Source organism: Rhizobium indigoferae (assembly GCF_034554815.1).
Classification (GTDB): domain Bacteria; phylum Pseudomonadota; class Alphaproteobacteria; order Rhizobiales; family Rhizobiaceae; genus Rhizobium; species Rhizobium leguminosarum.
In genome coordinates this window covers 284,892-309,892 of record NZ_CP140635.1, presented here as the reverse complement: position 1 = coordinate 309,892, position 25,001 = coordinate 284,892, and the positions used below count along the sequence as shown (strand labels likewise).

Annotated in this window: 22 protein-coding genes; 14 read left to right on the top strand and 8 right to left on the bottom strand. The window is 59.7% G+C overall.

Annotated features, from left to right (window positions below):
- Positions 1-14: 14 nt before the first annotated feature.
- The 4 genes from ybaL to U5G49_RS01575 all read left to right on the top strand — a co-directional run bounded on the left by ybaL (position 15) and on the right by U5G49_RS01575 (position 5,779).
- Positions 15-1,835, top strand: a complete 1,821-nt coding sequence (gene ybaL / locus U5G49_RS01590; protein ID WP_018445828.1) for a YbaL family putative K(+) efflux transporter — start codon at positions 15-17, stop codon at positions 1,833-1,835.
- Between the two features lie 54 nt (positions 1,836-1,889).
- On the top strand, positions 1,890-2,270 hold the full coding sequence (locus U5G49_RS01585) for a hypothetical protein (protein ID WP_018244789.1): 381 nt from the start codon (positions 1,890-1,892) through the stop codon (positions 2,268-2,270).
- Between the two features lie 82 nt (positions 2,271-2,352).
- On the top strand, positions 2,353-4,899 hold the full coding sequence (gene secD, locus U5G49_RS01580; RefSeq protein ID WP_193446802.1) for a protein translocase subunit SecD: 2,547 nt from the start codon (positions 2,353-2,355) through the stop codon (positions 4,897-4,899).
- Positions 4,900-5,062: 163 nt separating this feature from the next.
- Positions 5,063-5,779 (top strand): sensor histidine kinase, encoded by a 717-nt coding sequence (locus U5G49_RS01575; RefSeq protein ID WP_018244787.1) that lies wholly within the window; start codon positions 5,063-5,065, stop codon positions 5,777-5,779.
- A gap of 3 nt (positions 5,780-5,782) precedes the next feature.
- Here U5G49_RS01575 and U5G49_RS01570 read toward each other — a convergent pair whose 3' ends face one another.
- From U5G49_RS01570 to U5G49_RS01560, 3 genes are all read right to left on the bottom strand, one after another.
- Positions 5,783-6,220: a response regulator gene (locus U5G49_RS01570; protein ID WP_018445830.1), complete on the bottom strand. Its 438-nt coding sequence runs from the start codon at positions 6,218-6,220 to the stop codon at positions 5,783-5,785.
- A gap of 30 nt (positions 6,221-6,250) precedes the next feature.
- Entirely contained in the window at positions 6,251-6,955 is a 705-nt protein-coding gene (locus tag U5G49_RS01565; protein WP_018244785.1) for a response regulator transcription factor, read from the bottom strand.
- Between the two features lie 480 nt (positions 6,956-7,435).
- Positions 7,436-7,813: a response regulator gene (locus U5G49_RS01560; RefSeq protein WP_018445831.1), complete on the bottom strand. Its 378-nt coding sequence runs from the start codon at positions 7,811-7,813 to the stop codon at positions 7,436-7,438.
- A 28-nt stretch (positions 7,814-7,841) separates the two neighbouring features.
- Here U5G49_RS01560 and U5G49_RS01555 point away from each other — a divergent pair, with 28 nt between their 5' ends.
- The 4 genes from U5G49_RS01555 to U5G49_RS01540 are packed head-to-tail and all read left to right on the top strand — an operon-like array spanning position 7,842 to position 13,798.
- Positions 7,842-10,145, top strand: a complete 2,304-nt coding sequence (locus U5G49_RS01555; RefSeq protein WP_193446801.1) for a sensor histidine kinase — start codon at positions 7,842-7,844, stop codon at positions 10,143-10,145.
- Positions 10,132-10,557 carry a response regulator gene (locus U5G49_RS01550; protein ID WP_018244782.1) on the top strand — a complete coding sequence of 142 codons (426 nt, stop codon included), beginning with the start codon at positions 10,132-10,134 and terminating at the stop codon, positions 10,555-10,557. Before U5G49_RS01555 ends, U5G49_RS01550 begins: the two co-directional genes overlap by 14 nt.
- Before the next feature lie 4 nt (positions 10,558-10,561).
- Positions 10,562-12,157 carry a response regulator gene (locus U5G49_RS01545; protein WP_018244781.1) on the top strand — a complete coding sequence of 532 codons (1,596 nt, stop codon included), beginning with the start codon at positions 10,562-10,564 and terminating at the stop codon, positions 12,155-12,157.
- Positions 12,158-12,178: 21 nt separating this feature from the next.
- A complete protein-coding gene (locus tag U5G49_RS01540) occupies positions 12,179-13,798 on the top strand; it encodes a VOC family protein (RefSeq protein WP_193446800.1) in 1,620 nt (539 codons plus the stop codon).
- A 3-nt stretch (positions 13,799-13,801) separates the two neighbouring features.
- Here the strand turns inward: U5G49_RS01540 and U5G49_RS01535 are convergent, their stop codons facing one another.
- From U5G49_RS01535 to U5G49_RS01525, 3 genes are all read right to left on the bottom strand, one after another.
- Positions 13,802-14,695: a DMT family transporter gene (locus U5G49_RS01535; RefSeq protein ID WP_193446799.1), complete on the bottom strand. Its 894-nt coding sequence runs from the start codon at positions 14,693-14,695 to the stop codon at positions 13,802-13,804.
- Positions 14,696-14,802: 107 nt separating this feature from the next.
- Complete coding sequence (locus U5G49_RS01530; RefSeq protein WP_047622545.1) at positions 14,803-16,287, bottom strand: FAD/NAD(P)-binding protein; 1,485 nt, start codon at positions 16,285-16,287, stop codon at positions 14,803-14,805.
- 54 nt (positions 16,288-16,341) lie between these two features.
- Positions 16,342-16,770, bottom strand: a complete 429-nt coding sequence (locus U5G49_RS01525) for an OsmC family protein (RefSeq protein WP_018445837.1) — start codon at positions 16,768-16,770, stop codon at positions 16,342-16,344.
- A 143-nt stretch (positions 16,771-16,913) separates the two neighbouring features.
- On the opposite strand from U5G49_RS01525, the gene U5G49_RS01520 reads away from it, so the two are divergent.
- From U5G49_RS01520 to ku (U5G49_RS01510), 3 genes are read left to right on the top strand one after another with little or no spacing between them, the layout of a single operon-like run.
- Positions 16,914-17,174: a hypothetical protein gene (locus U5G49_RS01520; protein WP_193446798.1), complete on the top strand. Its 261-nt coding sequence runs from the start codon at positions 16,914-16,916 to the stop codon at positions 17,172-17,174.
- A gap of 46 nt (positions 17,175-17,220) precedes the next feature.
- Entirely contained in the window at positions 17,221-17,454 is a 234-nt protein-coding gene (locus tag U5G49_RS01515; RefSeq protein ID WP_047622573.1) for a DUF2188 domain-containing protein, read from the top strand.
- Positions 17,455-17,472: 18 nt separating this feature from the next.
- Positions 17,473-18,327: a non-homologous end joining protein Ku gene (gene ku / locus U5G49_RS01510; protein WP_193446797.1), complete on the top strand. Its 855-nt coding sequence runs from the start codon at positions 17,473-17,475 to the stop codon at positions 18,325-18,327.
- 177 nt (positions 18,328-18,504) lie between these two features.
- Here the strand turns inward: ku (U5G49_RS01510) and ku (U5G49_RS01505) are convergent, their stop codons facing one another.
- Entirely contained in the window at positions 18,505-19,311 is an 807-nt protein-coding gene (gene ku / locus U5G49_RS01505; RefSeq protein ID WP_018445839.1) for a non-homologous end joining protein Ku, read from the bottom strand.
- Positions 19,312-19,341: 30 nt separating this feature from the next.
- Between ku (U5G49_RS01505) and U5G49_RS01500 the strand changes: the two genes are divergently transcribed.
- Both U5G49_RS01500 and U5G49_RS01495 read left to right on the top strand, forming a co-directional pair.
- The gene (locus U5G49_RS01500; protein ID WP_155295872.1) at positions 19,342-19,488 is read left to right on the top strand and encodes a hypothetical protein; all 147 of its coding nucleotides are present in this window, start codon (positions 19,342-19,344) and stop codon (positions 19,486-19,488) included.
- A gap of 393 nt (positions 19,489-19,881) precedes the next feature.
- Positions 19,882-21,216 carry an O-antigen ligase family protein gene (locus U5G49_RS01495; protein ID WP_047622549.1) on the top strand — a complete coding sequence of 445 codons (1,335 nt, stop codon included), beginning with the start codon at positions 19,882-19,884 and terminating at the stop codon, positions 21,214-21,216.
- A 45-nt stretch (positions 21,217-21,261) separates the two neighbouring features.
- On the opposite strand, the gene U5G49_RS01490 is transcribed toward U5G49_RS01495, so the two are convergent.
- Positions 21,262-22,407, bottom strand: coding sequence for a right-handed parallel beta-helix repeat-containing protein (locus U5G49_RS01490; protein WP_193446796.1), 1,146 nt, complete (start codon positions 22,405-22,407; stop codon positions 21,262-21,264).
- Between the two features lie 596 nt (positions 22,408-23,003).
- Between U5G49_RS01490 and U5G49_RS01485 the strand changes: the two genes are divergently transcribed.
- A complete protein-coding gene (locus tag U5G49_RS01485; protein ID WP_047622551.1) occupies positions 23,004-24,845 on the top strand; it encodes an acyltransferase family protein in 1,842 nt (613 codons plus the stop codon).
- Positions 24,846-25,001: the final 156 nt, after the last annotated feature.

Below are 25,001 nucleotides of genomic sequence, written 5' to 3'. Positions count from 1 at the left end.
ATCGGGAGACAGCAATGCCACACGATACGCCCTTGATTTCGACAATCGTCGGCGGCCTCGTGCTGGCTTTCATCTTCGGCGCCTTCGCCCATCGGCTGCGGATGCCGCCGCTCGTCGGTTATCTCATCGCCGGCGTGCTTGTGGGGCCACATACGCCAGGTTATGTGGCGGATCAGAACCTTGCGCCGGAGCTGGCCGAAATCGGCGTCATCCTGCTGATGTTCGGCGTCGGGCTGCACTTCTCCCTGAAAGACCTGCTATCGGTGCGCGGCATCGCCGTGCCCGGCGCGATCGTGCAGATCGCCTTCGCGACACTGCTCGGCTGGGGGCTTGGCGCCTTCATGGGCTGGCCGACCGGCGGCAGTCTGGTCTTCGGCCTGGCGCTTTCGGTCGCCTCCACCGTTGTCCTCTTGAAAGCGCTGCAGGAGCGGCGCCTCGTCGAGACGGAGCGCGGCAGGATCGCCGTCGGCTGGCTGATCGTCGAGGATCTCGCCATGGTGCTGGCGCTGGTGCTGATCCCGGCCGCAGCCAGCATCGGCGGTGAGGGTCACGCTCCCGTCGAGCCGCTCTCGGCCGCGCTGAGCCGCCTGTTCGACCTCGATCTCGGCATCGGCGGCATGATAGCCATGACGCTGGTCAAGGTGGCGCTGTTCGTGGCGCTGATGCTGGTCTTCGGCCGTAAGCTCATTCCATGGACGATGCACCGCATCGCTCATACCGGTTCGCGCGAACTCTTCCGGCTCGGCGTGCTGGCGATCGCGCTCGGCGTCGCCTTCGGAGCGGCAAAGCTCTTCGGCGTATCGCTGGCGCTCGGCGCCTTCTTTGCCGGCATGGTGCTTGCCGAAAGCGAGCTCAGCCATCGCGCAGCACAGGAAAGCCTGCCGCTGCGCGACGCCTTTGCCGTGCTGTTCTTCGTCTCTGTCGGCATGCTGTTCGATCCGAACATCCTGATCGACAAACCGCTGCCGATCCTTGCCACCATCTTCATCATCGTCATCGGCAAGTCAGTCGCCGCGCTCCTGATCGTGCTCGCCTTCAAGAAGCCGCTCGGCACCGCGCTGACGATTTCGGCCAGCCTCGGCCAGATCGGCGAATTCTCCTTCATCCTCGCCGCCCTCGGCGTCGAACTGGGGCTGCTGCCGGAGGAAGGCCGCGATCTGATCCTTGCCGGCGCCATCATCTCGATCATCCTCAATCCGCTGCTGTTTTTCCTCTGTGACCGCATGCGGCCGCTGCTGGATGGTGCAAAGCGCGAAGACGTCGTGGCAGACCCTGCTCCCGCTGCGGATGCGATAGCAGCGCAGGAGGAGATGCCGCCCGAAGACGACGAGGTGCACCCAACCGCTCTCAGCGGCCACGCCATTCTCGTCGGCTATGGGCGGGTTGGCAGCATCGTCGGACAGAATCTCAAGTCGTCAGCCACACCTTTTCTCGTCATCGAGGACTCCGACAAGCGCATCGGCGAGCTGAAGGTGCAGGGTATCGAAACCCTGGCGGGCAATGCGGTGATGCGGGAAACGCTCGACCTTGCCAATCTTTCCGGCGCCCGCAGCATTGCCATCGCTATCCCCAACGCCTTCGAGGCCTGCCGCATCGCCGAGCAGGCGCGCAGCGTCAATCCGTCGATCCTCATCGTCGCCCGCGCCCATTCCGACGCCGAGGTCGATGAGCTGAAGCTCTATGGCGCCGACACCGTCATCATGGGCGAGCGTGAAATCGCGCTTGGCATGGTTGACCGGCTCGCCCAAGTGCATCATGAGAGTGAACCCTATGAAGACGGGCATGGGCCTGATACAATTATGCCGACGGACGACCCTCCGCCGGAAAGAGAATGAGAGATTGGCGCGCTTTTGAGCCGATACGGGAGTGACATCGCCGGGACGGAGAAGATGGAGCTGGACCAGCACCGTCTGACGAGCCGTATCGCCGCTTCTCTCCTCGTCGCCATCTTTGCCTATCTCGGCCTGCTTTTCGGCGGCAATCTGGTGATCTCGCCAGCCGCTGCCGTCAATACGCTTTCCTCTTCCGGTCGAGATCCGCAGCCGCCGCAGTTGACTGCGCGCGACACCGTGCGTGGGCTGCTTGCCACGGAGCGCAAGCTTGCGCCGAAGCAGACGGCACATGACGCCGGCTCGCCTGCCCTTGCCGCCGCTCCGGCCCTTGATTTCGCCGGCTGGAACATATCAGCCGCTTTTCCGGCATTCGAAGCTTCGCTTCACGCCGCAGTCTCCAGGACCCATCAGCCGCGCGCACCGCCGGTCGCTGCCTGACGCTCGCGCCGATCGGCGCTTCCGACATTGACGACATGCCGCCAGCGCCCGAGCGCCGGCCCTCGATATCAAGGAATACAACATGCGTACTTCACCATGGCTGGTGTTCACCTATACGGTGATCATCCTACTCGGCCTATTGATCGCCCTGCCGAACGTCCTGCCGCAATCCGTCCTCCAGCGCGTGCCGGCCTGGCTGCCGCATGAGCAGGTGTCGCTCGGCCTCGACCTTCGCGGCGGTTCGCACCTCGTTCTGGAAGTCGACGAAGCCGACCTGACCAAGGAGCGGCTGCAATCGCTGCTTCAGGATGCGCGCCGCGTGCTGCGCGAAAAGGGCATCCAGCCGAAAGCCGTGGTCCGCAGCCAGAACCAGATCGTCGTGACGCTCGCCGATGCCTCACAGAGCGATGCTGCCGTCACCGAACTCAAGACGCTCGCCAACCCGATCAGCACTGGCCTCAGCGCCGGCCAGGCCGATCTTGATGTCACTGCGAACGGCGCCACCATCACCGTCGGCTTCTCGCCGGCCGGCATCTCCGCCAATGTCGACAATGCCGTCCAGCAGAGCCTCGAAGTCATCCGCCAGCGCGTCGACCAGGTCGGCGTCTCCGAGCCGACCATTCAGCGCATCGGCGCCAACCGCGTGCTCGTCCAGCTTCCGGGCGCGCAGGATCCGTCACACCTGCGCGAACTTCTCGGTTCCACCGCCAAGATGTCGTTCCACATGCTGGCGCCGAACAATGCGCCCGGACCCGGCGTGACCATGCTGAAGGACGATGAAGGCCGATCCTATCCGGTCCTCGACCGCGTCGAAATCTCCGGCGACCGCCTTTCGGATGCCCGCGTCGGCTTCGACCCGAACACGCATGAGCCGATCGTCAGCTTCCGCTTCGACAGCGCCGGCGCCAGCCGCTTTGCCGAGATCACCCGCCAGAATGTCGGCAATCCCTTCGCCATCGTCCTCGACGACAAGGTGCTGAGCGCGCCTGTTATCCGCGAGCCGATCACTGGCGGTTCCGGTCAGATCTCCGGCAGCTTCTCGGCCGATAGCGCCACGACGCTGGCCGCCATGCTGCGCGCCGGCGCCCTGCCCGCCAAGCTGACGGTTATCGAGGAGCGCACCGTCGGCGCCGACCTCGGCGCCGACGCGATCAAGATGGGCATTTATTCCGGCATCGTCGGCTTTGTCCTCGTCGCAGTCTTCATCTTCGTTCTCTATGGCACCTGGGGCTTCCTGGCGAATATCGCACTGTTGATTCACACGATCCTGACCTTCTCGGCGCTTACGCTGGTTGGTGCGACGCTGACGCTACCGGGCATTGCCGGTGTCGTGCTCGGCATCGGCCTTGCGGTCGACGCCAACGTTCTCATCAACGAGCGCATCCGCGAAGAAACGCGCAAGGGCAGGAGCGCCTTCGCCGCCATCGACACCGGTTTCCGCCGTGCCTATTCGACCATCATCGACGGCAACATGACGGCCCTGATCGCTGCGGCCATCCTGTTCTTTTTCGGCTCCGGACCGGTTCGCGGCTTTGCCGTGACCATGGCGCTCGGCCTGATCATCTCGATGTTCACATCGGTCGCCTTCGTGCGTGTGGCGATGATCGAGATCACCCGCCGCAGAAAGCTCAAGGTGCTGAACATCCGGCCGTTGATCCCGTTCAGCCCCTATGACAAGCACATCCAGTTCATGAAGGCGCGCTTCTTCGGCATCACCGTCTCAGCGCTGCTTTCGATCGCCTCCGTCGTGCTCTTCATCCATCCCGGCCTCAACTACGGCGTCGATTTCCGCGGCGGCATCCAGATGGCCGTCAGGACCACCGCCCCGGCCGATCTTGCGACGTTCCGTGAAGGCCTGAACACGCTTGGTCTCGGCGAAATCTCGCTGCAGTCCTTCGGTGACAAGAACAGCATTCTCGTTCGTGCCCAACGGCAGGAAGGCGGCGAAGAGGCACAGACGGCAGCGGTGACCAAGCTGAAGGCCGAAGTCGCCAAAATCGATCCGACCGCCACCATCGAGGGCACCGACGTCATCGGGCCGAAGGTCAGCGGCGAGCTTGCCTGGGCCGGTATCCTGTCGGTCGTGATCGCAAGCTTCGCGATGCTCATCTATATCTGGGTACGGTTCGAATGGCCGTTTGCCGTCGGCGCCATCGTCACGCTGGTGCTCGACGTCACCAAGGCGATCGGCTTCTTCGCGATCACCGGCCTCGACTTCAATCTGACGGCGATCGCCGCCATTCTGACGCTCGTCGGTTACTCGGTGAACGACAAGGTCGTCGTCTATGACCGCATGCGCGAAAATATGCGACTCTATAAGTCGATGCCGCTGCGCGAGATCATCGACAAGTCGATCAACGAGACCTTGGCGCGAAGCCTCTACACCAATGCGACGGCCTTCCTCGCTCTGGTGCCGATGGCGATCTGGGGCGGTAGTGCCGTCTCGAGCTTCGCGATCCCGATGGTCTTCGGCATTCTCGTGGCCGGCGCCTCGTCGATCTTCATCGCAGCACCCATCCTGCTCTTCCTGGGCGACTGGCGCCGCCGCCATGCCAAGGCACCGGCAACCGATGCGGCAGTCGAGATCATCCCGCCGGAACAGGGTCGCCCGCGCAAGTCCGCGAGCTAAATCCCCGTTTTTAACGCATCTTTGAAGAGGGCGCCGGTTGCAGAGCCGGCGCCCTCTTTCTATTGTCGGCTGCTGCATTATGTGCCAATTCAAAGTGTTAGAGCGTCCTTAGCGCGTCTGAAAAGACGCGCGGCGCTGCAATTGAGATCGGGGAAACCGCCAGATGTCATCCGACCCGACGAGACCGCCGGAAACCACCGTTGCCGGAGACAGCGAGGAGCGCATCAAGCGTTTTCTCGCAACCGCCTCGCACGACCTGCAATCGCCGCTCCGCCATATCGCCATGTATGCCGAGCTGCTGCTCGACGATCTCGAGGAGACGCTCGACGGCGAACAGCTTCAGAGCCTCCGGATGATCATGGAAAAGGCGCAGACGGCGCAGCGTCTCACCAAGGCGTTGATGAGCCTTGCCGGTGGCACACCTCAGGTGACGCCTGAAGAGATCGATCTGCAGGCGTTGGCCGAAAATGTCTGGGGCGAACTGACCGATGAGACGGCGGTCCGTGAGGCAACGCTTGAAAGCGACGGCCTGCCTTCCATCCGTACCGACCCTGCCCTCTTCGGTCTGGTGCTGCGGCATCTGCTGACCAATGCCCTCACCTATCGCAGCGAAGTGTCGCCGCGTGTGGCCATTGCCGCGGAGCGCGAGGGGACGGACTGGTTCATCCGGATTGCCGACAATGGGATGGGCATCGATCCGGCTTATCGGGAGCGGATATTCGAGCCGTTCTGGAAATTGCCGAAGCCGGGAGCAGTCCAGGGCGCCGGTCTCGGACTGACGACGGCGCGGGAGTTTCTGACGGCGCTTGGCGGCGATATCAGCCTCGAACATTCGGATGCAAGCGGCAGCTGTTTCATCATCCGCCTTCCCATCGCTTGATGGTTAGATGCTGTAATCGTCCTTCCAGAAATCCGGGACGTCATAGGTCACATATTCGCGGATGATGTGCTGCAGCGCCTGGGCATCGATTTCGTCCTTGCCGATGCGGAAATCGACGCCGTAATCCGGGAATTCCTGGAAATAACCACCCGATATATCGGTCGAGACAACGCCGATCGGGCCGGTGTAACCGATGCCCCGCAGCTCCGGCACCGTTTCGCGGAAATCGGCATTGGGCAGCAGGCGGTTGTCGAGCAGGATGAGATCGAAGCGCGCCAAGCGGATCTTTTCCAGCGCGTCACCGATCGATGGCGAATATTCAACCTCGACGGCCGGCTCGGAGAGATCGGCGATCTTCTTCTTGAGCGCACGGAATTCGATGAATTCGTCATCGACAAAGAGAACCTTGACAGTGTTCCTTCGGCTCGTTTCGGTGATCATCATCTCATTTCCCCAATCCCGAAACCAACTTCACGAAACCAAACCATTCCTCAAGGCGATCGCCACCATATGAACGCGGTTGACAGCGTCAAGTTTGCGCGCGGCCGCGGTGATGTGCGAATTGACCGTATGTTCGGACAGACCGAGAATGATGGCGATTTCCGCCGACGTCTTGCCTTCGCTCGTCCATTTGACGATTTCCGATTCGCGCTGGGTCAGCCGTCCGGACATTTCCGGCGTCAGGATTTCCTCGTAGAGCTTGTCGAAAATGCGCATGGCGTCGAGAAGCATGTCGGCGATCTCACTCTGATCCGGCTCCTGACGCTCGCCGCTGAGCACGAGGCAATATCGCCGCCCTTCCGGCGTAAATAGCGGGATGAAGAGAAAGACGCCGCTCAGGAATTCGTTGAAAACAAGATTGGACGGGTAAGCTTCCGGCTGTGCGCTCCTGCCATGGACCGGCGTTGCCAGGAACTGGGCGCTCTTTGCCCGGACGGTCCCGAGCGCTTCCTTCAACGTCGTGATGAAAAGGCCGACACGTCGCTCGGCGACATTGGTGATGACGATATCACGTTCACCGAAAGGGGCCGAAGCCTCGGAAATGCGGGCAAGCGCGAAATTGTTGAAGTTGTAATGCTGCGCCGCCGACTTCAGCAGACGGAAAAAATCGGTGCGGTTGATCGCCCGGCTAAGCTCCGGTCCGGCATGAAAGGGAATTGCCGGGGCATTGCTCATTCCAACTCTTCCTCTCTTCCCGCCAATACCTCTAATCCCGAAATCTTGGGATATACGTCTTAAACGCGAAGAGCTACAAAAATTGCGAGACGGTTGATGAGGGATATCGAAAACGGGGACTTTCGATATGTAAGGCGGAAATCATCAATTATCTCAACGACAGGTGATGCACGGGCAGATTTTACTGAGGGGCAGTAGTTCTTACCTGGGTATCGTATTCTTCCTGCATTCAACATCCATGAATGCGAGAAGGCAGTGCCAGACGTAAGCGCGAGAGAGCCGATAGACCCATTCAGCTAAGGGGTTGGCTGATGTTCGTGGCGGCGAACGCGGGTTGATCGGTTCTCTCAGCGCTTATTTTGCGTTCCATATTCTTCGCTCCGGTTGCATCTTGTGATGCGTCCTCGACCTTGTCAATTGCGGTTCGTCATATGGCTTGGACGAATGAGGGGGAACAGGTCATCCGGCTTTCGCCGTATTCTACATCTCAAGATTGAGAATGATCGAGGCAAGGTCAAGTGGCTTTTCCAGATAGACATCGGCGCCGGCATCGAGTGAGCGCGCGCGGTCCTCGGCAGCATCCGATCCGCTGCAGATAGCAAGCCGCATCGCCTTGAAACGATCATCCAGGCGCAACCGAGTGATCAGGCCGATGCCGCTATCGAGTGGCATGTAGAGATCGGCGACCAGCACGTCAGGCGGTGTCTTGCCTTCCGCCGCGCGCGTCTCCAGCGCCTCCAGCGCCATTTCGGCTGCGGAGAAACAGAATAGATCGACGTCTATCTGCTGCTTTCTGCAGATATAGTCGAGATAGAAGAGGTCATCCTTGCTGTCGTCGACATAAAATAGGGTGGTCATCTAGCACCGTAATTTGGATATTGTTCGAATGAACCTCGCTGTCCTTCGACATCACCATATCGCGGTTCCACTGAAATTCGATATACCTCATCGCAGATCATTTCGCAAAAAGCGTGGCACCGCCCCGCCTTGCCTATTGAGTATTCCTCGATTTCGGAAAAGATGGCCGCGCGAACCGAAGGAGGACACACGGGTGCAGGATCAGGGCAACGTGGACCTGCAGGACCAGCCAAGGCGGCACTACCGTGCCTTTGCGATTGCGGTCGGCTGCCTGATGTTCCTTCTCGGCGTGACTGCCCTTGCCGGCTGGCTGCTGCAGGTCGAGATTGTCATTTCGCTGGTTCCTGGCTTTCCGTCGATGGCCTTCAACACCGCGCTGTGCTTCGTGCTTTCCGGCGTGGGGCTTGCCGCCTCGACACTGGCGGCCCGCCGTTTTCGCGTGACGGCAACGATCACGGCGGGGCTTGCGGCGGCGATCGCTGCGGCCCGGCTCGTGGAAATCGTCACGATCGGGCGGACTTTTCACAATGTCGACGTGTTGATCACGCGCTTCCTGGTTCCTCCCGATTTCATCGCCAAGATCGGCGGCGGCATGGGACCGAACACGGCGTTGGTCTTCCTGATCGCCAATCTTTCGCTGCTGCTCTCGCTCCACATGGAGAAAAAGAGCCAGGTGGTGCAGGAACTGACGAGCTATGTCGTTGTCACGCTCGGCATGATCGCGCTGGCCGGCTATGTCACCGATGCCGAACAGGGTTACCGCTGGGGTCCCTATGCGGCAATGGCGCTGCATACGGCGATCGGCATCGTGATCTTCGGCTCGGGGCTTCTCGCCCGCTCCTGGTGGATGCAGCCGGCAAACCGGGCGCAGATCCCGCTCTGGATCCCGGCTGCGGTCTGCTTCACCGGCCTTCTCGTCGATCTCTATACGCCGCTGGGTGTCGCCAACGGCATTCTCTATGTGCCGCTGGTGCTGACGGCGCTCTGGTTCGGCAACAGAAATGCGCCGCTTTTCTTCGCCTTTGCCTGCACAGTGCTGTTGATGCTCGGCTTTTTCGCCGTCAGGCACAATGAGGCGGCGTTCTGGCAGGAGATCGCCAACCGCACTATTACGGCTGCCACGCTCTGGCTGATCGCGCTCCTCGTCTACTATTTCATGCGCAACACCCATCACCTGGAAGGCGAGCGCGTCCGCTTCGGCGCGCTGGTGCGCGGCACCCCTGATGCCGTCGTCGTCATCGACGAGCGTGGAACGATCAAGAATTTCAATCCGGCGGCTGAAAGCATGTTCGGCTACTCCCCGCAGGAGACGATCGGCCGGAACATCAAGATGCTGATGCCCGAACCCTACCATTCCGAGCACGACGGCTATCTCGCCCATTACCGGCAGACCGGCGAGGAGCGCATCATCGGCACGACGCGCATGGTCTCCGGACGACGCAAGAACGGCATCGTCTTTCCGATCGATGTTTCCATCAGCGCCGTCGTCACCGGCCATACAAAGACCTTCGTCGGTATCGTGCGCGACATCAGCGAGCGCGTCCGGCAGGAAGAACGGATGAAAACGACGCTTTCCCAGCTCGAGGCCTATACGGCCGAGCTCGAGCGCAGCAACCACGACCTCGATGAATTCGCTTATATCGCCTCGCATGATCTCAAAGAGCCGCTGCGCGGCCTGCACAACCACTCCCGCTTCCTTCTGGAGGACTATGAAGACAAGCTCGACGAGGACGGCGTGCGCCGGCTGAACCGCCTCGTGCGTCTCAGCCAACGCATGGAGAAACTCGTCAACGACCTACTTTATTTCTCCCGGCTCGGGCGTCAGCAGCTGGCGGTCAAACGCACCGATATCGGCCTGATCGTCAAGGATGTCGTCGCGACGATGGAACTGCTGCTGGAGGAGCGGCATGCCAAGGTCATCATTGACGGCCGGCTGCCGGAGGTGGTCTGCGACGCGCCGCGGCTGACCGAAGTGTTCCGCAATCTCATTACCAATGCGATCAAATACAACGACAAGCCGGCGCCGCTCGTCTCGATCGGTTACCTCGACCGGTTCGTCGGCAAGGACGGCACGGTTGCCCGCAACGTGTTTTTCGTTAAGGATAACGGCAAGGGCATCCCGCAGGAATTCCACGAGGATATTTTCCGCATTTTCAAGCGGCTGGAAAAGTCGCAGGATTCCGACGACGGCACCGGAGCAGGCCTTACCTTCGTGCGCAAGATCATCGCGCGGCACAATGGCGATATCTGGCTGGAATCCGAGGTCGGCACCGGCACAACATTCTATTTCACCTTGGGAAAAAAGCGCGAGGGGCAAAATGCAGCAGCGTGACACGCAACCGATCCTGATCGTCGAAGACAGCGAAGACGATTTCGAAGCGACGATGCGCGCCTTCAAACGCACCAACCTGCGCAACTCGATCCGCTGGGCGGCTTCCGGTCAGGAAGCGCTCGACATGCTCGCCTCGATGGTGCCGAAACCGGGACTGATCTTGCTCGATCTCAACATGCCGGGCCTTGACGGCCGCAAGACGCTGGAGGCGATCAAGTCGAATGCCGGCTGGCGCAAGATCCCGGTGGTGATCCTCACGACCTCCGACGACGAACGTGACATCGAAGGATGCTATGCGCTCGGCGCCAATACGTATGTGCAGAAGCCGGTCGATCTCGACGGGCTCTTCGCCGCGATCCAGCGGCTGAAGGAATACTGGTTCGAAATCGCCATCCTGCCGCTCGAGGACTGACAGATTGGCGGAACACTGCTCCATTCTCATCATCGACGACAACATCGACGATCGCGAGGTCTATCGCCGCATATTGGGCCGCGTTTCCAGCACCGCCTATACCGTCGTGGAGGCGGAGACGGGCGAAGAGGGCCTTGCACTGAACGGCCGGAAACGGCCGGACTGCATCCTGCTCGACTATTCGCTGCCGGGGCGCGACGGGCTCGGCGTTCTTGCCGATATCCTGGAGGATGACCCCGCCGCCAACGTCATCATGCTGACCGGCCAAGGCAACGAAACCGTCGCCGTCGAGGTGATGAAGAGCGGGGCACGCGACTATCTGACAAAGGATTCGCTTTCGCCTGAAACACTGCATCGCTGCATACAGAACGCCATCATGCACGGCATGCTGGAAGCAAAACTGGAGCAGAAGCGACAATCGCTGGAGATCTTCACTCGCGCCATGGCCCATGATCTGAAGGAGCCGCTCCGGACGATCAAATCCTTCAGCCGCATCCTGCACGGCTCTGCCGCGCTCCCGGCCGAAGACCGGGAGTTGCTTGATTACGTACTCAGCGCCGCCGACCATATGGAAGACCTGATCGTCAAAGTCTCGGGTTTCACCAAGCTCGAGGCCTACGGCGGGCTGGAGCTCAGGCCGGTCTCGCTATCGGCCGTGCTCGACCAGGTGGAGGACAATCTGCGTCAGCAGACCGAAAGCCGCGGCGCCGTCATCATCCGCGGGGCGCTGCCGGAGGTCATGGGCGATGCGACGCTGCTGACCCAGCTCCTGCAGAACCTGGTGTCGAATGCCATCCGCTATTGCGAGCAGAAGGTTCCGGAGATCAGCATCATAGGCGAAGCGCAGGGCGATATCTGCCGCCTCACCGTGGGTGACAACGGGCCTGGCATCGATCCGGAGCATCGCGAACTGATTTTCCAGCCGTTCAAGCGCCTCGTCGGTCGTGGCATCGAAGGCACCGGGCTCGGCCTTGCCATCTGCCGCCGCATCGCGCAGATGCATGGCGGCTCGATCTGGTGCGAGGCAGAAAATGGGCCGGGCGCCACCTTCATTCTCGAAGTGCCGCTCGCCGAGGTGAGGTCCACGCCGCCTGCCGCATCGGTCATCCCGCACAGCGCCAAGCCGGCGGAGCAGCCAGGCGAAGGTTCGGGCAGGCTGGCCGAGGTGCTGCTGGTGGAAGACAGCCCGGCCGACATCCAGATTCTGAAGATCAAGCTGATGCGGCGGGAGAAGGTGAATTTCAACCTGCATGTCGCCACCAACGGACGCGAGGCAATGCGGCTGCTCGAAGAACGCGCAGGCATCGCCGATGTGCCGCAGATCGACCTGATGCTGCTCGACATCAACATGCCGATCATGGACGGCTTCGAGGTGCTGCATGCGCTTTCAGCCGACGTCCGCCTCAAGCAAATTCCCGTCTGCATCCTCAGCACGTCAAGCGACGAGAGCGACATGCGACGGGCCAGAAATCTCGGCGCGCGCGCCTATATGGTCAAGCCGCCGACCCTGCAGCAACTGGAAGAGGCGCTCGAAGATGTTGAACATTTGGAGTTGTTGCAGCGCGGCGATTCGCTTGCGCTTTGTGCGGAACAAAACTAAGCGATCGTCATTGGCAACGGTATGACCTTCGCAGCTCTCATACTCGCGCTCCTGACGACGCCGCTTCAATCAGGACTGCTCTCGATGGTATCAGGCATACATCACGTCACGGCCGTCACCCGAAAGGTGCAGGCGAACGTGGACTTCTACGCGGGATTTCTCGGCATGCGGCTCGTCAAGCAGACAGCCGGTTACGAGGACGCGACGCAACTTCATCTCTTCTATGGCGATGCGGCAGGGACGCCGGGGTCGCTGCTGACCTTCCTCGCCTGGGAAGATGGCGCGCCCGGCCGGGCCGGCTATGGCCAGATCAGCGAAATATCGCTGTCGATCGACCCTGCCAGCATCGGCTACTGGCTGACGCGCGCCATGAGTTTCGGCCTGCGCTCAGAGGGCCCGGCCGACGAATTCGGTGAGCCCGTCCTGCGGCTGAAGGACCCAGATAACATCATCCTCAAGCTCGCAGGCGCAAAGAACCTGGTATCGCCGGCCGCCTGGGACGGCGCCTCGATCCCGGTCGAGCATGCCATCCAGCGGGTGCGCGGCGCCACCATGCTGACGGAGAAGCCCGCCGAAAGCCGCAGCTTCCTCGAGAGCCATTTCGGTTACCGTTTGCAGGCCAGCCGCGGCACGATCGACAGGCTGGTGTCGCAGTCCGGCGACATTATCGACGTGCGCGATGCACGTGGCTTCTGGTCCGGTGCGCCGGGCACCGGCACGGTCGATCACGTCGCCTTCCGCGCCGCCGACGAGGAGGCGCTGCATTCGGTGCGAAAGGCGCTGGAAGCGACCGACGCGTCGCCGACCAATATGCACGACCGCAAATATTTCCGCTCGCTTTATGCGCGCGAGCCCGGCGGCACGCTGGTGGAGCTTGCGACCGACAAGCCGGGCATGACCGTGGACGAAGAGCACGCCGCCCTCGGGGGCAAGCTCTTCGCGCCACCCGAAGCCATCACCAATCTCCATGACCTGAAGGTGATGCTGCCGCAATTTTCAATGCCCGGTCAGCCGCGCATCAATTATCGCGAGCTGCCATTCGTCCATCGCTTCTATACGCCCCCGGACCCCGATGGCAGCGTCTTCGTGCTGCTGCACGGCTCCGGCGGCAACGAGACGACGCTGATGCCGCTGCTGAACAAGGCGGCGCCGCGGGCGACGCTGCTTGGCGTGCGCGGCCGGGCGACGGAGGAAGGGTTTCCACGCTGGTACAAGCGCATTACTCCCTTCTCCTTCGACCAGAACGACATCAAGACCGAGGCGGAGGCCTTCGCGGCCTTCATCGAGGGCGCCGTCAAATCCTACGGGCTCGATCCTCAGAAGGTCGTTTATGTCGGCTACTCCAATGGCGCCAACCTTTTGAACTCGCTGCTCTACCTGCACCCGAACCTGGTTCACAAGGCGGTGCTGCTGCGCTCCATGCCTGTGCTCAGCGACTATCCGCATGCCGATCTGAAAGGCACGGACCTGCTCGTCATCAGCGGCAAGACGGATGCCTACGGCAAATATGCGAGCGAGTTGGAAGAGAGGCTGAAGAGTTCAGGCGCCACCGTCGATTCCGACGTCATCCCCGGCGGCCACGATCTCGGCGATGCCGACATTCCGATCATCCAGAAATGGCTGCTGCAGGAAAATCGCTGACGATCAGCCGCGGCGGGCAACCATTATGCCGGCCAGCACGACGGCGCCGCCGAGCGCCTGCATCGTCCCGATCGCCTCGTTGAGCAACGCCCAGGCGAGAATGGCCGCAACGACCGGCTGCAACAGCAGCGTCAGCGAGGAAAAGGCCGCCGGCAGATAGGCCAGCGCATAGGTGATCGCCACCTGCCCGCCGGCATGGCTGATAAAGGCCAGGCCGAAAACGATCGACCAGCCATAGACGGTTGCGGGCAGCATATGGCCCTCGTAGATCACGCCGATCGGAAAGATGCAGACCGCAGCGCAGGCTGTGCTCCACAACATGATGCGGATCGTATCGAACCGGCTGCGCAGCCTGCCGATCGCCAGGATGTAGCAGGCATAGAAGAAGGCGGCGATCATCGCGATGCCATCGCCGCTGAAATCGCCGTTGCCAATGGCTGCGGGCCCGCCCTTCAAAATGACGAGGCCGGAGAGAGCCACGGCAAGTCCGAGCATGAAGATGCGGCTGATCCTCGCGCTGAAGAAGAGGAAGGCGATCAGCGTGACGAAAACCGGTGCGAGGTTGGCCAGCAGCGTCGCATTGGCGACCGACGTCATGGTGAGCGAAAGGTGCCAGGCGCCCAGGTCGAGCGCCAGCATGACGCCTGGCAGAATCAGCATGCCATAGTCGGAAAGGCTCTGCGGCTTTGGCCCCGCATCCTTCTTCAGCAGCGAGACGATGAGGATCGGGACCAGCGCCAGCGCCACGCGCCAGAAGGCCGTCGCCATCGGTCCGACCTCGGACAGTCTGACGAAGATCGGCGAGCCGCCGATCGCCGCCCCGCCGAGAAGCAGCGCCGCGAGGGCGAAACGATTGGAAGGCGAGGCTTCGGAAAGGGTGGAGGCAGCCTGCGACATGGTCTCGATATTTCTGGTCGCCCGAATGCCGGGCGGGAATTGGTGGCCGAGTGACTATCAGAAGTCGATCACCGGGGACAGTCGAAGAGCGACATATTGGTGGAAAATCAGGCAGGATGCCTATTCGTCGCGCTGGTCCGCAGCTTTTCGGCGATCTCGCCGGCGATGAAGAACGCATGCTCGGTCACCTGCGGTAGGCCCATCAGCTCGCCGAACGTGCCGCGTGCCAACGGGCCGGAGATCAGCAGCGAAGGATCTGCATGTCCGGACGGGCCGATCGCTTGCGAATGCTGGTTACAGGCAAGGCCAAGGCCGGTCGGATCGAGAGATAGGTGGCCGCTTGCCGCAAGTGCCGCGAGCCAGGGCTGGGTTTCGAGAATGCCACCATGCGCCGGGCCGGTGGTGACAACGACGGCGTCATAGCGCCGCTCCAACAGCTGGCGCTGATGACGCGGCTGCAGGGTGCAAAGAATGAGTTCGCCCTCAATGCGCGCATCGGCAACCGACCCGGCCAGGATATCCAGATGGCCCGAGGCAATCGCTGCGTCGAGCACGGCCTCGACCTGCGGGGCGATACGGAAACGATGCACATCCCAATAGGGACGCAGATGGCGGACGAGACGGCGTCGTTCGGCAACCGGTAGCGCCTGCCAGAGATCGTATCCCTGCGCCCGCACCTGATCGATCACGCCATGCCAGCTTATGCCCTCTGCCTTCGCCGCTTTTATGGCAGTGCGGATCGCTGCCAACAACGATATGGCCGAATGGGCGGCATTGGAGACGAAATCGCCGAAGAGCTCCTGCGGTACCGGCGGATGGCCGCGAGACCGCAGACCGCGGCGCGAGATCGCGGTCACCGAACCGTCATGCCCGCGCTGCGCCAGCGAGGCAATGACATCGGCAGCCGTCAGGCCATTGCCGATGACCAGCACCCGGTCATGCGGGCGGACCACGTCGAGCGCGCCCGGCTTGGTGGTATCGGCGACGAAACGGGGATGGGCGGCAAGCCGGCTCGCAAGCCGGCCGGGGGCTGCCGGCGGCGGATGGCTGGTGGCGATCGCGACGATATCGGCCTCCGTCACGCCGCCTCTGTCGTCGCGGATCGACCAACGGCCGGCACGGGCTTCGACAGCCGTCACCGCAGCGCGGCAATGACGCACGCTACCGTCTTCCAGCAGCGGCTTCAGCAGCGAGGCGACATATTCGCCGAAGAGCCGGCGCTGGGGGAAGAGCGAGCCATCGGGCTGCCTGGCCTCAGGGTCGCCGGCGACGGCGTCGCGGGCTTCGATCCAGGCCAGGAATTCGCCCAGGTCATCGGGCTGCAGGCTCATCTTGGCGGCGGGAACATTGATGCGGTGGGCCGGATCGGCCGTGTCATAGGCAAGGCCGCGGCCGAGTTCGGCGCGCGGCTCGAAGACCATGATGGCAGGGCGCTCGCCGCAGTCGGCTCTCGCGAGATGATAGGCGACGCCGGCTCCGGAGACACCGCCGCCGATGATGGCGACGACGGGCTGTTCAGACGTCGGGAGAGGCTTGGGCTGCATGGTGGCCGGGATCATTGCTTTCGATGCCCGAGCATAGAAGCCGGGCATTGGTCACGCAATCCTCCGCCCTCTATTGTCTATAATTATTATGCAGATTTAACCTTATCCCGATATCGTCGTCGAGAACTCGGGATTGCCGCGGATGGTGTTGCTCACCGTGCAGATCTCGTCTTCGGCGGCATGGGCGATTTTCTGTCGGGTTTCCTCGTCGATATCGCCCTTGATCGAAAAGGCGATGTTGAACTTGGCGACGCGCGAAAGGCCTTCCGCCGCCTTCTCGCCGGTGACCTCGGCAGTGATCTCGCTGATCTTGTCGAGAACGCCCATCTGGCTGGCGGCGATGCGGGCGCTGAGCACCAGGCAGGCCGAGAGCGAGGAGTAGAGCAGATCGAGCGGATTGAAACCCGGCTGCGACGGCGCGGTGACGATATCGATCTCGCCCTTGGTGGCGGAGGTGACGTGCGGGAAACCGGTACGGCCGAGAACGGCGGTGGCGCCGGTCGGGCGGGGACGAGCCTTGAGATCGGCCATGTTGAAATCCTCTTGCGAATATCTTGCAGATGGTGATTTCCGCCTGAGGCGGCAATGGCAAACGCCGCCATGGGTTTCGGAACCTTTCCATCCGTCATCAGTTGAATACACCTGAACGAAATCAGTGACAAAGGTGGATTGCGATGCCTGACGTCCGCAGCATGGATAACCAAGGCCGGCGGATGGATGTTCGCGATCGGCTGATCGTTGCGCTCTATGCGCAGCTGAAGGCCGAGCGGGAAACCCGCGAAACGCTGGAATGGGCGATCCGAAATGGCGCCGTCTCACAGGCGGTGCTGGAAGCCATCGCTGCCGATCCGGTTCCCGTCGTCACCAGCGAGGACATCGCATCGCTGGAGAAGATCATTGCGCTCGATGAACGGCGCAAATCAAAGCGGAACTAGCCGACGACATCATGCACCCTATTTAGTTGAGAAGAGGAGATCCGAAATGGCCGATATCACCTATCAGGTCGTGCCGCATGACAATGGCTGGGCCTATAAGCTCGGCGACACACTTTCGGAAACCTATGCGACAGCTGACGAAGCGATTGTCCATGCCAAGGACGCCGCATCGCGCCAGAAGATCGGCAATGGCGATGCGCTGCTCGCCTATCCCGCACCCGACGGCTGCGGATGGGCATTTCAGGAACTCGAAACCGACAAGAGCGGCAGCCGGCTCTGATTTGCGACGGAGGATGGAATGGCCGCTCGGGCAAGCTGGAAGGGTCATCTGAAGGTGGGCGACCTTGCCTGCGCCGTCGGGCTCTACACCGCCGTTTCCTCCTCTGACCGCGTCTCCTTCAACATTATCAACCGCAGGACCGGCCACCGGGTGGAACGGCAATTCGTCGACAGCGAGACCGGTAAACCGGTCGAGCGGGGCGACCAGGTCAAGGGCTACCAGATGGAGAATGGCGACTACATCGTCATCGAGGGCGACGAGATCGCCGAAATCCTGCCGGAAAGCGACAAGGTCCTCAATATCAAGGCTTTCATCGCCTTCGACGATATCGACAAGCTATATTTCGACCGCCCTTACTATCTCGCGCCCGTCGACGAACATGACGAGGAGGCGCTGTCGCTGATCGCCAGGGGCATGCGTGACGGCAAGGTCGCGGCTCTGGCCGAAGCCGTGCTTTTCCGGCGCATCCGGACGCTGCTGATCCGTCCGCATGACGACTACATCGTCGCGACGATGCTGAATTTCGACCACGAGGTGCGTTCTGCCGATACGGTCTTCAAGGATATCCCCGACATCAAGTTCGACAAGGAAATGATCGAGCTTGCGGGCCATATCATCGGCACCAAGCAAGGCAGCTTCGAACCGAGCACGTACGAGGATCGCTACGAGGCTGCCCTCGTCGAACTGGTGAGGGCTAAGATCGAAGGCCGGGCGCCACCGAAGAAGAAACAGGCCCCAGAACGCAAGGTCGTCGACCTGATGGAGGCACTGCGCCAGAGTGCCAAGATGAGCGGCAAGGCGCCAGCAAAGAAGGCCCTGGCGAAGAAGAAGGCGCCGGCGCGCAGCGACAGCCGCAGCAAGAAGGCAAGCTGAGATGGCCTCGCCCCCTGGCGGGCGATGGGCAATCTCAAGCGCACCCGACCTCGCGCGAATACAACGGTTTGTCGCGCCGGCGAAGCCGCGGGACCTGAAGCGCGTCAAAGTGGATTTCCGCGATGCTTTAAGTCTTTGATTTATGTATATTGTTTCCCAAAATCGCTGGCCACTTTTTCATTGGCGCGGCTTCTGGCCGCCTTCCGCTGCCAGGCTCTTCTTCAGCGCATCCATGATATTGATGACGTTGCCGGTCGATTTCACCGGTGCGGGTTTTGCCACGGGCGCTGCCTTCTTCAGGCTCTTCTGCTTGCCGCGGATCATCGACTTCAGGCGTTTCTGGACCGGGTCCTGCACCATGCTCGGGCTCCAATCCTTCGTCTCTTCCTTCACCAGTTGCGTCATCAGCGTCAGCAGCTTGCTATCGATCTCGGCCTTATCGTCGAGTTCGGCTATCGGATCACGCACCTCGTCGCCGTAGCGCAGGGTCCAGAGAACGATGCCTTTGCCTTGCGGCTCCAGCAGCACGGCACGCTCACGCCGATAAAGGACAAGCCGGGCGATGCCGACGACCTCATTCGCCTTCATCGCCTCGCGGATGACGCAGAAGGCTTCCACCCCGACCTTGTCCTCGGGCGCCAGAAAATGCGGTTTATCGTACCAGATCCAATCGATCGAGCCGCGGGGCACGAAACTGTCGATCTCGATGGTGCGGGTGCTTTCGAGCCCGATTTCCTCGATCTCCTCGTCTTCGAGGAGAACATAGTCGTCCTCGCCGCGCGGATAGCCCTTCACCTGGTCCCTCTCGGCCACCGGTTTATGGGTGACGCTATCGACATAGCGGCTTTCGACGCGGTTCTTCGTCTGGCGATTGAGGACGTGGAAACGGACCTTGTTGCTTTCGGTCGTCGCCGGCGTCAGCGAGACGGCGGCGGTGACGAGCGAGAGCTTGAGATAGCCTTTCCAGAATGTCTGACGTGCCATGTCTGTCCTGCCTCCCGGACACGGTTGGGCATGGCTATCAACGGCGGGTTCGGTCTTTGGTTCCGCGAGCTGAACGAGGTTTCGATTGGCGACAACAGCAAACCTCCCGGCGTGCGCGTCAGGGGTGCGATCGTACCCGCCGGGGAAGTTGGACAAGATCATACCCACATTGAATGATAGTGGCGTTACGCAGTTGCGAGCGTGTGGCAGCGGATGGCTAGGACCAGTTGGCGCGACATATTGGAAGGTTTAGCAAACTGGATTCGACGAATAATATGGCTTAGAGTGGCGCCCACATGGCGGCTTAAGCAGAAATTGAAGCAATAACTTATTGATCTGGTTCATGAATTGCACGCCAACCACACACACTGCAAACGAGCTACGTGCCGGCTGTTTTGGATTGGGAGTGGCGAACCAATCGAACCGTATCGATTTGTGATGGATTGTAGACAGAAACCAGTGTCAATGATTTCAATGTCGCATACAGAGTCGAACAGAGGTAAATTGTGATTTTGGCTCAGTCCTATTTCGAATAGGAACATCCCCGAACATGAGATAGAAGAGCTCTTAATGGCGATACAAGACGCGTCTATAGCACGAGACTATTATCAAGGCAGCCACCGTCGGCGCACTGCGTCCAGATGGCGCGTCAGGCGAGACGTGCTGGCGAAGCTGGTTCTTACTGTCGCATTTTATGCGGCGCTTTGGCGGGCGACCGGCATGTGGTACGGCCTGCCTGCAAATTTCGATGATGGCGCGTCGGTAGACCCGCTTCCGATGAAGTTAATGCTTTACAGCCTTATCCCATTGTCCGGTCTGTATTTTCTGTTGGAACAACGGCAATTCATAAGAACCTTTTCAAGGATTTCACCGCTCATCGGGGTCGTTGCCATTTCCTGTCTGACATCAATCGTCTTCTCGATTGACAAAGGTGCATCTTTAAAGGGATTGGCCGCCGTCATCGTTCTTGCGGTCCCGCCGCTTCTTTATCGCGCGCGCTATGGCAACGTGGAAGCATTTCGCATCCTGGGGCGTTTTGCGATCGCGGCGGCATTTATCAATGTTCTCTATACTGCCGCTTTCCCGCAATTTGCAATCATGCGCGGCAGCTATGCCGGTATGGTAAAGGGAGCGTTTTACCACAAGAATACATTGGGACAATTTTGCTCAGTCAGCTTTGTTTGCCTGTTGTCGACGCAGAAGCTAGGTCGACTTCGTTACAGCACGCTTGTTCGATGGGCTGCGATGCTTTGCCTCCTCGCTTTGATTGTAGCGACAAAGTCCTCGACAGCGGTTGTATTGACGATGTTCGGCAGTGTCATGCTGTATGCTATCCGGATTATCCACGTCTACCCAAATCGCCTTTTTCGCTCATTTGTCGTCGCTCTGCTGTTTCTTCTTGTGGGTTTTGCGGCCAGTTTCATTTATTTAGGTGTGGCCTCTGCCGTTGCTGAAGCTTTCGGCAAAGACCTTACTTTCTCGGGGCGCACCAACATCTGGGAACAGCTGTTTCCGCTGATATGGGATAGGCCCATAACCGGCTACGGCTTTGCGATGTTCCGCCAGCCTGATGTCATGGAGGAATATGTCAAGGTGACGTTCGACGCGCGGTCGACGCACAACACCTATCTCGAACTTGCCCTCAATATCGGCATTCCCGGTGTCGGTGCATGGGTTGTGTTTTTGGTGACTCGTCTTTTCCGGAAGATGACAATCGTCGAATCCGATCAAGAGCAATCGGGCGCCAGACGGAAGGAGATCGTGATTATCATCCTGATCATGCTTGGATCCATGACAGAGGCAGGGATGATGCTCGCACCCTTTATTCTCTGGCCACACACGGTGATTGCACTCTCCGAGCTGCGTCCGAGGTTGTTGGCAAACCGGAGACCGCGTGAGGCTTGAGACGCGGAGGCTTCACGGAGGCTCCGCCTGGCCTCAGTGTGGCGATTAAATAGAGAGATAGCGCTTCTGCCAAGGCAGCATGTTTTCTTGCCATGCACGCGGCGTGAAATCGTCATAGGCCGTCTCGGCAATCGCCAACATCCAATTCTGCCCCTTGCGGGCCAGCAATACGCATGACAATTCCATGCCAGGCTCGATCGCAATGGAGGGCCGGTTGGCGCCTGATATATCGATCCCTTTGTTCCGCCACTGGATGCGGATTTCGTCGGGCTCGGATGTCCATTCGCCGGAGGAAACGGAAGCCTTTCCGTCCGGCTTGACGCGAAGCGGCGGCGGCGTGACGTTCAGAAAGCTGCCGTCGTTGAGATAGTTGTCTTCGATTTCCCCCGCAGTCGCTCTGCCGTTTCCTTTCAGAAAGATGTCCTGCTTGCACCGCAAGAATATGTTGCGTCGAAAGCTTCCAGACCACGGCCGATTGGCAAAAAACCCAATCTCACATTCGCTGATCACGTTATCGTGGATATCCATGTCTTTGCGAAATGCCAGGCTCTGGTCCGAGTAACCGCTCAAACTCACGCCACGATTGCTGTTCTCGATCCTGTTGTCATAAACATGGTGGCCAGCATGGTCGACTTGATCGCCAACCCCATACCCGAAGGAATAATCATTCATCTTCCCGTCGCGCATGACGTTACTGCGCACGACGGCATCGTCGCCGATCGATGAAAAGGAGAAATTTTTCCCCCCGATGAAATTGTATTCAACAAGGTATTGTCGCGTTCTACCGCAAACCAGCGCCCCCTTGTTGGATGTGCTGGTCGGCGACTGAAGAAAAAGGTTGCCCCGAACCACCACATTGGAGCTCACATTGCGATCGTCGTTTTCGTAGGCGAATTGGCAACAATCCGCCCCCTGGCCGGGCGCCGGGCCGACGCGGTTGTTCTCCAGCAACACGTCCGACGTCATGGTTAGGTAAATGCCGTCGCCGTTCACATTATCGGTCTCACAGCGCCGTATGACGAGATTCCTGCCATTGTGAAATTTGAAGCCGCGGGGAGAATTCTTGACGATCACGTCTTCGACCACCGTATCGGAAAACACCTGATAGGCGACGCCGATGTCCGGAGCGCCGTCGATGACCTGTCTCCGCGTAGATGCACCGTGAATTTTCTTTCGCAAGATGGCGGGCATCGGATCTCCATTCGATACGGTTACAGCTTCTAATAATGAGGGGTCGTGTGGCGGATGTTTGAATATCTGGAAATTATCCTAAACTGAACGACCGCTGAGAAATCCATGTAAATAGACCCATGACGTCCCGGCCACATCGATTGAAACTGTGTCCGTCCAGCTGCGTGCTCTGCCCTGGGATCGCCTTCCGGCACTCTGTTGGTCACACGTTCGCCCAATTTGGCCTGCAAGCCGTCCTTGCAATGCCGCGCTGCGTTTCGGCAGTCAATGTTAAATCGCCCGTCAGCCTTATGGGCTGAGTTGTGGAACCGTTGAAAGGCAGCTGTAAAATGTGCCCTTTAGTCGAATCACCGTCGAAATGAGAAGCGGATGGACATCGCTCTCCTTCTCGCCAGCTTCATCGGACGAATGGTAAAATAAGCAATACTCCGAAAACACCGATGACCCTTGCGGCCCCTCCGCCGACTCTCGAGGCCGTTTCTCGCTGTGGACAGAAGCCCGTCTAAGGCGAGTAGTTTTCATTTCACCCTGATGCTGATTGCATATTGACCGGTCTCACGGTACGAAATCCTGGGAGGCTAAATATCGAGGCCCAAATGATTACGCATCGTCAAGATATCGACGGCCTGCGTGCCGTAGCCGTAATTTTTGTGATTCTTTATCACTGTGGATTTGACCGCATTCTCCCCGGTGGATTTATCGGGGTGGACATTTTTTTCGTGATCTCGGGATACCTGATTACGAAAATCATTCTTGCTGACGTTGGGGATGGCCGATTCTCGATTGGCAACTTTTATAGTCGCCGCGCAAAACGAATTCTTCCCGCTGTCGTGGTCATGTATGCCGTTGTGATGGCGGCTTCTTATTTTACGATGCTGCCTGACGAAAGCTTGCGGGTCTTTAAGTCTGTCACTTCCTCCGCGCTTTTTGCCTCAAATGCTTATTTCTATTTTACAACTGGATATTTCGATGATTCCTCGGAATTCAATCCAGTCCTGCACACATGGTCGTTGTCGGTCGAAGAGCAGTTCTACGTCTTTTTTCCACTGATCGTCATGTTGGCAAGCCGATATGGGCGCAGGGCAACCGGGATGGCCATAGCGGGGCTTTTTGCGGTCAGCATCATTGCTTCCATTATCACTGTTCCAATCAACCGCTCCGCAGCCTTTTATCTTGTACAGTATCGCGCGTGGGAACTGCTCGTAGGCGCTCTCATCGCAGGACCGGCACTGACGAAATTCTCTGATGCGCGGATCAACGATGTGCTTTCGGCAATCGGTGCTTTGCTCATCTGCCTCAGCGCGTTGCTGCTGTCGAAGACGTCCGAGTTTCCCGGATTGACGGCGTTGCCCGCGACCGCAGGCACGGCGCTGATCATCTGGACGGGCCCAAGCACCCTTGTCAGCAAGCTTCTCTCATTGAGGGTCGCCACTGCTATAGGCTTGATCTCGTACTCCCTCTATCTGTGGCATTGGCCGATTTGGGTGTTTTCGAACCAGTACGGAGCTTGGGAGCATGGCTGGCAATTGGTGCCGATCGCTTTGAGTTTCATCGTCGCATATGTTTCGTGGCGATTTGTCGAAACGCCGTTCCGAACAATGAGATACCGACCTCTCGTGTCCGTAGCCGCCGGAGCTGCTTCAATCGCATCCGTAGCAATGCTGGCATTTGTCGGGCAACTCGCTGCCGATCAAATGAAAGAGGACAACACGGCTGTTGAACGGGTGGCGGAATTTGCTGACTACGACCCTTCGAAAGCCTTTCGCAGTGGACAATGCTTCCTCACGTCAAACGACGGCATCGAAAAATATGATCGTGATGCCTGCCTGGCTCTATCAAACAATCAGCAAAACATAGCGCTTGTCGGTGATAGTCACGCCGCTCATCTATATCCCGGGCTAAGGGCGCTTTCGGGGGCCAATGTCATTCAAGCGAACGCATCAGGGTGTCGTCCCACCCTCGACGCCGAAGGCGAGGAACGCTGCATTGAACTCATGAACTACATGTTCAAGGATTTCTTGCCGAGCCATAAAGTCGATGTTCTCGTATTGGCTGGACGCTGGACAAAAGATGACGTGAAACTCATCAGAAAGACGGTGGATTACCTATCACCGTTTGCCAAAAAGATCGTCGTCTTCGGACCAGTGGCAGAGTATAAATCTTCCCTGCCGCGGTTGCTCGCACACAGTCTCTACGACAAGCAACCATTTAAAGCCGCCGATCATCTGGTGCCTCGACAACACATCGGTCTGGACATTCAAGACGCGTTGGCCGGAAGCGGGGCAACATACATCTCTACCTATAAGACGATGTGCAATCCAGATTGTGTGGTGTGGACAAACAGCGGAGACCCAGTCCAATTCGACTATGGGCACTTCACCGCCGACGGCTCCCGCGTTCTGATTTCAAGAGTTAAGCAAGCCCTCGTCGTTCAGTGATAAGAGCGTGCCCATCATCGCGCGTTTAGTTGAAATGATCCCATCGATACCGGCGCAGCAGGGATTAAGCCGGAGCATGGAAGGCGGAAGCGATCAAGCAGATGATCGAGCGGCTCGCGCGGAGGCGCTCATTCTCACGCCCCCGCCACAAGCGCT

Bases quoted from the DNA above. Each gene is read 5' to 3' on its own strand.
- U5G49_RS01550 (WP_018244782.1), top strand. From the start codon at position 10,132: ATGCAGCAGCGTGACACGCAACCGATCCTGATCGTCGAAGACAGCGAA.
- U5G49_RS01570 (WP_018445830.1), bottom strand. From the start codon at position 6,220: ATGATCACCGAAACGAGCCGAAGGAACACTGTCAAGGTTCTCTTTGTC.
- U5G49_RS01515 (WP_047622573.1), top strand. From the start codon at position 17,221: ATGGCCGATATCACCTATCAGGTCGTGCCGCATGACAATGGCTGGGCC.
- secD (WP_193446802.1), top strand. From the start codon at position 2,353: ATGCGTACTTCACCATGGCTGGTGTTCACCTATACGGTGATCATCCTA.
- U5G49_RS01540 (WP_193446800.1), top strand. From the start codon at position 12,179: ATGACCTTCGCAGCTCTCATACTCGCGCTCCTGACGACGCCGCTTCAA.
- U5G49_RS01520 (WP_193446798.1), top strand. From the start codon at position 16,914: ATGCCTGACGTCCGCAGCATGGATAACCAAGGCCGGCGGATGGATGTT.
- U5G49_RS01490 (WP_193446796.1), bottom strand. From the start codon at position 22,407: ATGCCCGCCATCTTGCGAAAGAAAATTCACGGTGCATCTACGCGGAGA.
- ku (WP_193446797.1), top strand. From the start codon at position 17,473: ATGGCCGCTCGGGCAAGCTGGAAGGGTCATCTGAAGGTGGGCGACCTT.
- U5G49_RS01495 (WP_047622549.1), top strand. From the start codon at position 19,882: ATGGCGATACAAGACGCGTCTATAGCACGAGACTATTATCAAGGCAGC.
- U5G49_RS01525 (WP_018445837.1), bottom strand. From the start codon at position 16,770: ATGGCCGATCTCAAGGCTCGTCCCCGCCCGACCGGCGCCACCGCCGTT.
- U5G49_RS01535 (WP_193446799.1), bottom strand. From the start codon at position 14,695: ATGTCGCAGGCTGCCTCCACCCTTTCCGAAGCCTCGCCTTCCAATCGT.
- U5G49_RS01555 (WP_193446801.1), top strand. From the start codon at position 7,842: ATGAACCTCGCTGTCCTTCGACATCACCATATCGCGGTTCCACTGAAA.
- U5G49_RS01530 (WP_047622545.1), bottom strand. From the start codon at position 16,287: ATGCCCGGCTTCTATGCTCGGGCATCGAAAGCAATGATCCCGGCCACC.
- U5G49_RS01500 (WP_155295872.1), top strand. From the start codon at position 19,342: ATGGCTATCAACGGCGGGTTCGGTCTTTGGTTCCGCGAGCTGAACGAG.
- U5G49_RS01485 (WP_047622551.1), top strand. From the start codon at position 23,004: ATGATTACGCATCGTCAAGATATCGACGGCCTGCGTGCCGTAGCCGTA.
- U5G49_RS01560 (WP_018445831.1), bottom strand. From the start codon at position 7,813: ATGACCACCCTATTTTATGTCGACGACAGCAAGGATGACCTCTTCTAT.
- U5G49_RS01575 (WP_018244787.1), top strand. From the start codon at position 5,063: ATGTCATCCGACCCGACGAGACCGCCGGAAACCACCGTTGCCGGAGAC.
- ybaL (WP_018445828.1), top strand. From the start codon at position 15: ATGCCACACGATACGCCCTTGATTTCGACAATCGTCGGCGGCCTCGTG.
- U5G49_RS01565 (WP_018244785.1), bottom strand. From the start codon at position 6,955: ATGAGCAATGCCCCGGCAATTCCCTTTCATGCCGGACCGGAGCTTAGC.
- ku (WP_018445839.1), bottom strand. From the start codon at position 19,311: ATGGCACGTCAGACATTCTGGAAAGGCTATCTCAAGCTCTCGCTCGTC.
- U5G49_RS01585 (WP_018244789.1), top strand. From the start codon at position 1,890: ATGGAGCTGGACCAGCACCGTCTGACGAGCCGTATCGCCGCTTCTCTC.